The sequence below is a fragment of the Microcystis sp. M165S2 genome, from assembly GCF_020245885.1.
GTDB lineage: Bacteria > Cyanobacteriota > Cyanobacteriia > Cyanobacteriales > Microcystaceae > Microcystis.
Window position 1 is genome coordinate 1 of the sequence record NZ_JADBTZ010000294.1, and the last position, 9,541, is coordinate 9,541.

Annotated in this window: 10 protein-coding genes; 6 read left to right on the forward strand and 4 right to left on the reverse strand. The window is 43.4% G+C overall.

Features of this window, described 5'->3' with window-relative positions; genetic code table 11:
* Window positions 1–318 precede the first annotated feature (318 nt).
* Window positions 319–1,008: a response regulator transcription factor NblR gene (gene nblR / locus IM479_RS14865; protein WP_287077958.1), complete on the forward strand. Its 690-nt coding sequence runs from the start codon at window positions 319–321 to the stop codon at window positions 1,006–1,008.
* Window positions 1,009–1,153: 145 nt separating this feature from the next.
* Here nblR and IM479_RS14870 read toward each other — a convergent pair whose 3' ends face one another.
* Window positions 1,154–1,951 (reverse strand): glutathione S-transferase, encoded by a 798-nt coding sequence (locus tag IM479_RS14870; RefSeq protein ID WP_287686795.1) that lies wholly within the window; start codon window positions 1,949–1,951, stop codon window positions 1,154–1,156.
* A gap of 332 nt (window positions 1,952–2,283) precedes the next feature.
* Between IM479_RS14870 and IM479_RS14875 the strand changes: the two genes are divergently transcribed.
* The 3 genes from IM479_RS14875 to IM479_RS14885 all read left to right on the forward strand — a co-directional run bounded on the left by IM479_RS14875 (window position 2,284) and on the right by IM479_RS14885 (window position 5,051).
* Window positions 2,284–3,492, forward strand: a complete 1,209-nt coding sequence (locus IM479_RS14875) for a hypothetical protein (RefSeq protein ID WP_287686797.1) — start codon at window positions 2,284–2,286, stop codon at window positions 3,490–3,492.
* Window positions 3,493–3,525: 33 nt separating this feature from the next.
* Entirely contained in the window at window positions 3,526–4,518 is a 993-nt protein-coding gene (locus IM479_RS14880; protein WP_287686798.1) for a pentapeptide repeat-containing protein, read from the forward strand.
* 65 nt (window positions 4,519–4,583) lie between these two features.
* Entirely contained in the window at window positions 4,584–5,051 is a 468-nt protein-coding gene (locus tag IM479_RS14885; RefSeq protein WP_287686799.1) for a retroviral-like aspartic protease family protein, read from the forward strand.
* Here the strand turns inward: IM479_RS14885 and IM479_RS14890 are convergent.
* The gene (locus IM479_RS14890; RefSeq protein WP_287686800.1) at window positions 5,046–6,707 is read right to left on the reverse strand and encodes a M14 family metallopeptidase; all 1,662 of its coding nucleotides are present in this window, start codon (window positions 6,705–6,707) and stop codon (window positions 5,046–5,048) included. The genes IM479_RS14885 and IM479_RS14890 overlap by 6 nt on opposite strands.
* 72 nt (window positions 6,708–6,779) lie before the next feature.
* Here IM479_RS14890 and IM479_RS14895 point away from each other — a divergent pair, with 72 nt between their 5' ends.
* Window positions 6,780–6,992: a hypothetical protein gene (locus IM479_RS14895; RefSeq protein ID WP_287077952.1), complete on the forward strand. Its 213-nt coding sequence runs from the start codon at window positions 6,780–6,782 to the stop codon at window positions 6,990–6,992.
* Here the strand turns inward: IM479_RS14895 and IM479_RS14900 are convergent.
* On the reverse strand, window positions 6,989–7,735 hold the full coding sequence (locus IM479_RS14900; protein WP_286826478.1) for a circadian clock KaiB family protein: 747 nt from the start codon (window positions 7,733–7,735) through the stop codon (window positions 6,989–6,991). The two genes, IM479_RS14895 and IM479_RS14900, sit on opposite strands and share 4 nt — an antisense overlap.
* 90 nt (window positions 7,736–7,825) lie before the next feature.
* On the reverse strand, window positions 7,826–9,145 hold the full coding sequence (locus IM479_RS14905; protein ID WP_287686802.1) for a type IV pilus twitching motility protein PilT: 1,320 nt from the start codon (window positions 9,143–9,145) through the stop codon (window positions 7,826–7,828).
* 145 nt (window positions 9,146–9,290) lie between these two features.
* Here IM479_RS14905 and IM479_RS14910 point away from each other — a divergent pair.
* The coding region (locus tag IM479_RS14910; RefSeq protein WP_287699477.1) for a helix-turn-helix domain-containing protein at window positions 9,291–9,541 on the forward strand (251 nt) is incomplete at its 3' end.

Consider the following 9,541-nt stretch of genomic DNA (forward strand, 5'->3'; position numbering starts at 1 on the left):
ACGGAAACCTCCCGCTCCTTTGTACCTCGGAACAAATATCGCCCTTGAAAATGTAATGGTGACGGGTCAAGCAGCATAGAAGCTTAACGGCTAAGGTCAATTCTGCCCACAAATAAAATTCAGAGCCGTCCGGGCAGTCGGTAGATGTTAAACTAAAACGATTGTGGATTCGGTCTGACGGGGGCATAGTCTTCGGATTGTGTCTAGTTAAGAGGAGTAGAAGCAAGAATCTCCCGTCACAGCCTAGCTTGACGGCGAGAGTGTCAAAATTAGGTAGTCCCCTCCCTATCTTTCCTATTTCTTTACCGCTTCTGATTTATGAGTACATCCGTTCCGAGTTCTTCAATTCTCTTGGTGGGAATTGAGGAGAATATCGCTAAACTAGCTAGTGCGGACTTGAAAGAAGCAGGTTATCGTCCCCTGATCGTGCCTAGCATTGATATGGCTTTCCCAGAAGTGAAAAGTTGTCAGCCAGCGATAATTATACTCGATCGCTTCCTCGCAGCGGAGGCTGGTGTGAATTTTTGTCGTCGTTTACGTTCCCAGGGAAGTCGCGTTTATATTATTTTGTTAGTATCTCAAGAAACCCTAGAAGAACGTCTGGCCTGTTTGGAAGCGGGAGCCGACGATTATTTTCTCAAACCCTATAATTCGCCATATTTTCTCAAATTAATCCGTTTTTACCTGCAACCTCTGGAAATTATCCCCGAACAATTGCGTTTTGGTGACTTAGTATTAGATTTAGCCAGTCGTCGTCTCTCCTATAAAAACAAAAATATTGATTTGACGATGAAGGAATTTGAACTGCTGCGCTACCTCATGATTCACCCCAAAGAAGTATTATCGAGGGATAAAATTCTCGAAAATGTCTGGGGAGACGAATTTCAAGGAGAATCAAACGTTATTGAGGTGTATATTCGCTATTTACGCCTGAAGATGGAGGCTGGTGGTCAAAAACGCCTCATTCATACCGTGCGTGGTGTGGGCTACGTTTTACGGGAATCTTAACAGTAATCAGTGATCAGTGATCAGTATTCAGGAGTCAGGAGATTATTTTATTTATTCTCCCCAGACCCCAGACCCCAGACCCCACACCCCACACCCCACGCTCCACACCCCACACCCCACACCCCACCACCCTAGTCAAGCACTGCTATTCAATCTGGATGGAGTTGGGGGAATCGATAGGAGGGGTGGAACTTCCCGGGGTGATAGTTTGACGGTATTGACTATAAAGACGGTCGCGCCAAGCAAAAAAGCCCTCGTAGGCGCTATTATCGGCTAACCCTGGAATCCCCTTGCCTTGCAATTCCCTGGGTAAGTTGAGATAGGAACCCTGGGGAAACTGAAGCAGTACACTTAATCCCGCCACGGCTAAATCGGCTAAAGTGGGCTGATCCCCGACTAAATAGGGACGATTGGTTAAAATGAGGTTCAAAGCTTCTAAATCCTGTTGTAGCCCCTTTTTCGCTGTATTGATAGCATCTTTTCCCAGACCTACACCCGCCCCCAAAATATCAATTAATTCCCCCGGCACAGAACCCAGCAACAAGCGCATAAAATCGGGAGTTTCCCGGGGTAAAAAAGCGGTACGAAAGTTTTGATTTTGGGCAAAAGCGCCGAGAAAAGCGGTTCTTCCTTTTAATCCCAGGGATTCATCGGCCCATTCTTCGATTAATAAACATTGACCCCGTTGTAGGGTATCTGTGGGGATAATTGGTTTTTCAGGATACTTGCGATCGAGATAAAAAGCAATCTCCGTCGAGTCAGCAATATAAGTATCGCCATCCTTGAGGACGGGAACCTGTCGCTGTCCGGAAAGACGGAATAATTCCAATTGTCCCACCCCTGGCACCACGTCCTTTTTTTTATAGGCAAGTCCTTTATAGTCGAGGATGAGACGGACTTTCTCACAATAGGCGGATAATTCAAATTGGTAGAGTTCTAGCATGGGATGATATGGCCTCTCGATAAATCAGTTTCTCCCTGATTACTCTAACCCTATCGGGCATCGGTCGTCTAAACTTAAAGACTTTACTCCGATTTTGTCCGAGCATTTGTACTAAAAACGAGAAAGGCGAAAAAATAATCGTTTGCTAATTTTAGGGACCAGATCCGGCAACCCCAACTCAATAGTGCCACGCTTTTAGGTTAGGATATTTTCACGCACTAAAAGCGAGGAATAACTTATATATTCTGGCAAGCTGACTCGCGAGAGACCAATAGCATACCGCTATAGTAGAGGCGTGCGCGGCTGGCTCCTTTCTCGGATCAGAGGTTCCTATGCAATTATCCATCGACGTTTTTAATGATGTAGTTCGCTATCTCGACAGCCACGAAGAAAAATTACGGATCAAAAAATTAATCTTTTGTATCTGTAAAAAATATTGGGAAAATGAGCCTAATATTTTGAACGGTGTGGCTATGGAAGACTTGGTGAAGGAGTTAGTGCAAATCAAAACCAATAAAGAACAATTAACTTTTTCTGTTTATAAATTAGTTAAAACCCTCAATCGTCCTCAAGTTTATCTGGGAGTAGCCACGGTTATTATCGAGCAAATCAGTCAATTATATAGTAATATTGCTGCCGCCTACGACAATCAATTATTACCAGTGGAACCGGAAGTTAACCCTAGCTTCACCACCGTTAATAATGATGTCAACAACGAGGAAGATAATTTATTAAGACAGGTGGTTAGTGGAATAGAAAATCATCGAGAGACGGCGAGAATTAAAAAATTAATGTTTGCCGCTTGTAAAAATCGTTGGGAAAACGATCAAGCGGTGATTAATAATTATGGCTTAAAAAATATTGTTTTAGAACTTCAGCGAAACAATCCCAATTTCCTAAGCTTGCGACAAACTCTCAAGCAAGTTGCCGAAAATATTAATAAAAAAGCTCTCTACCTAGCCCTAGCCGATATTATTCTTACCCAGCTAGAGCCTCTCTACGATACTGATAACGATGACGAAGAAGAGGATAATGAGTCAAAAAGTCAAAGATTCAACACTCAAATAGTTGATCTAAAGAATGATTCTGATTCTGCGGCTAAAACCAGATCTTTCTCCGCCTCTAGAAGTGACCCTGTGGATTTTTCCTCTTCGATCATCAATCTAAATGAACCGCAATTAGTCATGGAATTGCCCTTTGCCGAGCCGGCTTCCTCAAATAACAACCCCAGTAATTTCCCACAAATTCCCGCCTACGACCCCTTTGAAATTCGTTTAGAAATTTTCCAGTATGCTAATCCTTTACGAGCCAAAATATTGATTTTCTCGCTCCTATTTCATCCTTGGGATCGGAGCGGTCAAGATTGGTCAACTCTGCGAAGTTATACCCTAGAAGATTTACTAAAACAACTCATCCAAAGTGGGAAATCCCTCCAGGATATCGAAGTTCAACTATACAATATTGCTCAAACCCAAATGGATACGGATGCTAACGTTCAAACCGCCAGTATTCTGGTGCAAACTTTACAAAAAATTCTTTAATTTTTTACCAAAATTTATCTGGATATTCTACCTATGAAACCCAACGAATTAATTGCACGTTATGCCGCAGGAGAAACTCAATTTAGTGGCTTAAAATTACCAGGAGTTAATTTAGTTGGTGCTGACTTAATTGGCATTGTTTTAAATGAAGCAGATCTGCACGGAGCCAATCTTCTCTTTACCTATCTTAACCGGGCTAATCTCGCTCAAGCTAATCTTGTGACAGCTAATTTAAGCGGTGCTAGTCTCAACCAAGCTGACTTAAATGGGGCAGATTTACGCAGTGCCAATTTACACGGAGCGATGCTACAAGGGGCTAATCTTCGTGATACCGATATAACCCTAGCGACGTTACTTGATGCTAACTTAATCGGGGCGGATTTACGGGGGGCTGATTTAAGTGGTGCTAACCTCACTGGTGCTTGTTTGCGGGGAACAAATATGCGTCAGGAAAAGAAAAATCATAAGACTAATTTACAAGGAGCTAATTTCTCCCGCGCCGACCTGCAAGGGGCTAATATGAAAGGGGTTGATCTGGTGCGAGCAAATCTAGTAGGAGCCAATTTAAAGGATGCTAATTTGTGCAATGTTGACCTCAGAAAAGCGGATCTAACTAATGCTAATCTCCAAGATGCTTTACTTACTGAGGCTAATTTAATCGGGGCGCGTTTAGTGGGGGCAAATCTAGCGGGAGCCAATTTAGTGCGGTCAAAAATGACCGATACGGAAGCAATGCAGGCAAATTTCCATAGTGCAACTATGACTCAAATAAAATTTGATCGAGCTAATCTTAGTCAAGCTAATTTTCAAGCAGCAAGAATGAATCATGCTGACTTAAGAAGGGCTAATCTTTCAGGAGTTAATTTCAGCGAAGCGGATTTAGTCGATGCTTTCTTTGCTAGAGCAAATCTCATCGGTGCTGATTTAAGTAATGCTAATCTAACTGGTGCCGAGTTAATGAGTGCTAATCTGATGGGAGTTAACTTCCTCGGTGCAATTATGCCCGATGGTCGGATTAATAATTAAAATTACTAGACAGTGTTGTTGGCAATTATTCCGGTATAATTGCAGGTAGAATTGAGGGTAATCTTATGGTTGAGCCAGTAATTATTGCAGAAGATATGGGCAAAATCTACACCACCATTACAGTTATCAATCGCGCGGATCAAATTCGTGCGGAGGATGGTATGATCGCACCGGAACAAATTCGCTCTCTTACCCTAGAAAATGTCTTGGTGGATACGGGAGCAACTACTCTTTGTCTGGTGCCGGAAGTAATCTCACGCTTGGGTTTACAGCTTTTAAAAGAGGTAGATGTGGCTACGGCTAAAGGCATAGGAAAAGCGAGAATTTTTCGCGATGCTACCTTGATTATTGCGGGACGGGAAGGGACTTTTGAATGTTTGGAATTACCTGGAGGTCAAAACAATTTATTAGGAATAATTCCTTTAGAAGCTTTGGGATTAAAACCGGAGCTTCGCAGCCAAAAATTGCGAGTCTTACCCACAGAATCCCCCGAGACTTATTTAACAATTTTATCGAACAAAATAGCTCTATAAAATCACTTTTTGTCTGACTGTTCCGGCTCTTTCAGCTATAGCGATAATCTCGATTTCTTGACCAGAAACTCCCTTAATCACCCATTCCACCGTACGGCGATAATCTAAACCGTGAGCAAGACTACTATATACTTTATTTGAGCGCCCTTCTAAGTGACCGATTTCCTGCTCTAATTTTCCCACTATTAAACTCACCTCATCGGCTAAATTTAACTTGACTTGAATGGGACGAACAATCTTTCTTTCCAGTGCCTTTTTACTGGTATAAGTGGGTAAGAATCCCTGATTTTCCAACTGTAAAACCAGATGATAAATACCATTTCCCTCCGACTTAAGATCAAGACGAGAGATAGCTAAAAGAGGTGACATTAAAGCATGGGCAATAGTAAACTGACATTGTTTCTCACATAAATCCGGTAAATACTTTTCTGGGGCATTTTGCCAGACATTTTTAAAGTCCCAACCGCCAATTTCCACCTCTCCCAATTGGGGGTGATGAAAACTTTGCCAATTAATAAAACCCTTTCCCGCTAAATTCTCATCATTCCAACGCTGTAATTTCAATTCATCTTCAAAAGGATGCCAGCGAAACCATTGAATATAATCATCTTTTTTCACTGCTGCTTGGGTGGGTGCATCCCATAACTCCACCGTAAAACCATACCAACCAAAATGATCGTAACCGTAATCATCCATGGCACCGTTAGTCACTTCTTTGGGATGATAACGAAAATCGTGATAGACAGAAACGCATTCATAACCAGTCATTGCTTTTCCCTTATCAGCAATATATTTATACATTTCTAAGTCTTCCACGGGGAAATATTCATCGGGATGCGTGCTATAGGGACGCAACATGACTGCTGAATAGGTATGATAGGTAACGAAGCCATTAATATTAGTGTTATTTGCCCAAAATTCGGCTTCTGCACGGGTTTCTGGCTCCGAAAAAGGAAAATTGCCGGCCCCTTGTTGTTCCCCTTCAGGAACCCAATAAACGGGATAATTGCGGTTAAAATCCAAGCCCTCTAGGGTGGGGGCAGTGGTAAAATTATAGCCATCGTAATCGCGGATTAAACCTTCGGTGAGCAAAGTGTAAAAAGTTCCTTCAAATTCCTCCGGTTCGCGACGCACCATAATGCGAGGATCTTGTTCAGAAATTTTCCAAGCGCCACAGGTATCTTTTTGGCGCATTTGTAAGATTAAACCATCGCCGTTAATATCTTCAGGATATAGCCCCGGTTTCTCATCCGTGTGGGGATAGGGCCGAATACTCGATCGTAACATATAGGGAGTGGTGAGATATTTTTCTGCTCCATCCACGGCTAATCGCGGCAAAATATAGACAGTGTAATGGTCAAGAAGTCTGGTAATTGGGGAATTATGACCGTATTGGCGCAAAAGATGAGAGATAGTGTAGAGAGCGACGGCAGAGCCTGTTACTTCCCCCGCATGGGTGTTAGCATCAATCCAATAGGCAGGTTTTTCTAAATAGGGGCCTGTTGCTTGATTTGTGAGGGTAGTTAACCAGATATCTCGATTTTCGTAGCTTTTACCGATCGAGGTGAGGCTAATTAAATTAGGATAGGATGAGACTAGGTTTTTCAGGAAAGAAACTAATTCAGCGTAGGGGTAATAGTGGCTAAAATCAAACATAATCTTCTGCAACTAAAAAAAAGGATTCTCGGGTTAATTTGAGAAAATATAGGATAATAACAGTAAAAAACTATGGATAGTCAAGATATCGCTCGCTATATCGAAGAAACTAACGGTATTTCTAAGCCTTGGCTGTTGGTGCAATTGCGTCTCAAAAAACTGCAAGAACGTCGCACCAGTCTTTCCCAACAGGAATATATCCAAGAATTGGATGATATTCAGCAAGACTTAATGAAATTGGGCGAATGGTGGCGAGGAATCGAGTCAGAAGTCTTTAAACCCTAAGCAGTGGCGATAATCTGTAATACTCGCGGTAAATCCTCAAATTCGCCGATGATGCGTTTCACCGGTTGCGGCCAAACCCGGACTAAAGTGGGAATAGCAGAGACATGATTAGATTCCGCTTGTTCTGGATGCTTAGAGATATCGATCACTTTCAGGGTATAGGGATGGTGTAATTCTCGCTCTAGAAGCTGATGGATCGATTCTAGGGTGTGTTTAGTATTGGCATTATTACCGGAGACAAATAACCGCAAAACATAACCCTTGGGACTAGGGTTAGTATAGTCAGAGTCAGCACTAATCCCCGAAGTCGTTGGGGGGCGCTCCTGATAACGGAGAATCAGATCGTGGGATTGCCAAAGTTGGGGAAACTGCTGACGATAGGTTTCTAAGATAGTGGGATTAGAGGATTGTTCCTGCCAAGGTACAGTAAACCAAGCTCGATCGTCCGTGGCGAAAATAGCATTTAATAAAGGCTGATAGCGACGGACAAGGGGATAGACTTCGGCACTAGTATGAATACGGTGACTATAGGGATCTCGCCAGCGATCGATGGTAGCAGTAAAACTAGGAACTAAAAAATGGGGGGGTTCTGGCAACCCTAAAGCGGACTGGAGAGCAGCGCAGAGATTCAGATGCCAATGAGTTTGTTTATCAGGATCGATACAGTAAATCAGGTCGCCCCCGGGGGTAAACAGGGCGATGCCTTTAAAAATATCGGGCAACACAATCGCGGAAGTAGTCACTTGAGGGGTTCCCGTAGAGAACAAATAGGAACTTCTATTTTTCTAGATTACTAAACTCTTGACCCCTCAAGAATTTCCTTCAGGGTTTTTCTAGATTCTACCTCGCAGCATCATCGCCAGTTCATTGGGAACCGGGGACATTTCCAGGGCGACCTCATCGCTAATCCGTCCCTCTTGATAGAGGTTAAACAGAGATTGATTAGTGGTAATCATGCCATGGTATTCGCCATCTTTCATTAATTCGAGAATTTCGTCATTTTTGCCGCTGCAAATGTAATCTTTGACGGTTTCTGTGTTGACGAGAATATCGTGAAAAGCGGCCCGTTTACTGTCGGTGGTACGACATAAACCCTGGGAAATAATACAAACCAAGGATTCTGCGAGCGCCACCCGCATGGATTCCCGTTCCTCGGCGGTATAAAGAGTTAAAATCCGCTCCAGGGTTTTTACGGCGCTGTTGGTGTGCAGGGTTCCCATGACTAAGTGACCGGTTTGGGCAGCTTTCAGGGCAGTATTAACGGTGGATTTGTCCCGCATCTCCCCCACCAGAATAATATCTGGGTCTTCCCGCAAAGAGGCTTTTAGGGCATTATCGAACTCATGGGTGTGCATTCCCACTTCCCTTTGTTTGATCAAACTGCGACGACTTTGATGGACAAATTCGATCGGGTCTTCGATGGTGATAATATGTTTGGCGTGTTCTTTATTGATGTAATCGATCATTGCCGCTAGGGTGGTGGATTTCCCTGAACCCGTCGGACCGGTGATTAAAATCAATCCTTTATGCACATCGCACACATTCCGGAACACCGCCGGTAAGCGCAATTGTTCCATAGTGAGGATTTTCATGGGAATCAGACGCAAAACCATGCCCGGACCGCGCAGACTTTCAAAGATATTAATCCGCACTCTAGCGAATTCGTACTGAGTTGCACCGTCAAATTCTAGGTCTTTTTTAAAACGAAGGATTTCTTCTTCTCCTAGAATTTCCCGTAACCAACTATAAAAAGTGTTGATGTCAATTTCGGGATAGTCGAGAATGAGCATTTCACCACGATCCCGCATCCGGGGTTTTTCTCCAACTCCCAGGTGAACGTCCGAATAACCCCGATCAAAGGCCATCCGGATCAAATGTTCTAGGGTGGGTTGATTGGGGGCGCGACCCGGCCGGGGTGGGGTTTGGGGAGAAGCAGCCTGACTGGGAGTGCGATTTTGGGGAGGACTTGTGGCGGGAATTTGACCATTTTGTGGCATATTCGGCACGTTTTTGGTCGGTATCGCCACTTGTTGCGTCATTTCTTCAGTTATCCCCATGCTGATTTCCGTGATTAACTCTGAGGGAGGCATCGGCATGGAGGGAACCGGCAGCGGCTGCAGTGGTCGCGAGGAAGAATTGGGATTTTGACTCATCGAAAATTTTGGGTCTGAAACCCCGTCGTTCTACGACGGCTTTACCGTTAAATACTAGCGCATTTACCAAATATATGCTAAAATGTGAGACCTTGAAAAAGCCTATTCGTTTCGATTTTACCCCACACCCGAACAAGAGTCGCTATTGCGGCGCACTTTGGGCTGTGTAAGATTAGTTTACAATAAAGCTCTCCACGAACGAACACAAGCATGGTACGAAAGACAAGAAAGAGTAGGATATGCTCAAACTTCTTCGATGCTAACCGATTGGAAAAAGCAAGAAGAATTAGACTTTTTAAACGAAGTAAGCTGTGTACCTTTACAACAAGGGTTAAGACATTTACAAACAGCTTTTACCAATTTCTTTGCTGGTCGTACTAAGTATCCTAACTTTAA

Coding starts and splice junctions, on each gene's coding strand:
- nblR (WP_287077958.1), top strand. CDS start 319: ATGAGTACATCCGTTCCGAGTTCTTCAATTCTCTTGGTGGGAATTGAG.
- IM479_RS14870 (WP_287686795.1), bottom strand. CDS start 1,951: ATGCTAGAACTCTACCAATTTGAATTATCCGCCTATTGTGAGAAAGTC.
- IM479_RS14875 (WP_287686797.1), top strand. CDS start 2,284: ATGCAATTATCCATCGACGTTTTTAATGATGTAGTTCGCTATCTCGAC.
- IM479_RS14880 (WP_287686798.1), top strand. CDS start 3,526: ATGAAACCCAACGAATTAATTGCACGTTATGCCGCAGGAGAAACTCAA.
- IM479_RS14885 (WP_287686799.1), top strand. CDS start 4,584: ATGGTTGAGCCAGTAATTATTGCAGAAGATATGGGCAAAATCTACACC.
- IM479_RS14890 (WP_287686800.1), bottom strand. CDS start 6,707: ATGTTTGATTTTAGCCACTATTACCCCTACGCTGAATTAGTTTCTTTC.
- IM479_RS14895 (WP_287077952.1), top strand. CDS start 6,780: ATGGATAGTCAAGATATCGCTCGCTATATCGAAGAAACTAACGGTATT.
- IM479_RS14905 (WP_287686802.1), bottom strand. CDS start 9,145: ATGAGTCAAAATCCCAATTCTTCCTCGCGACCACTGCAGCCGCTGCCG.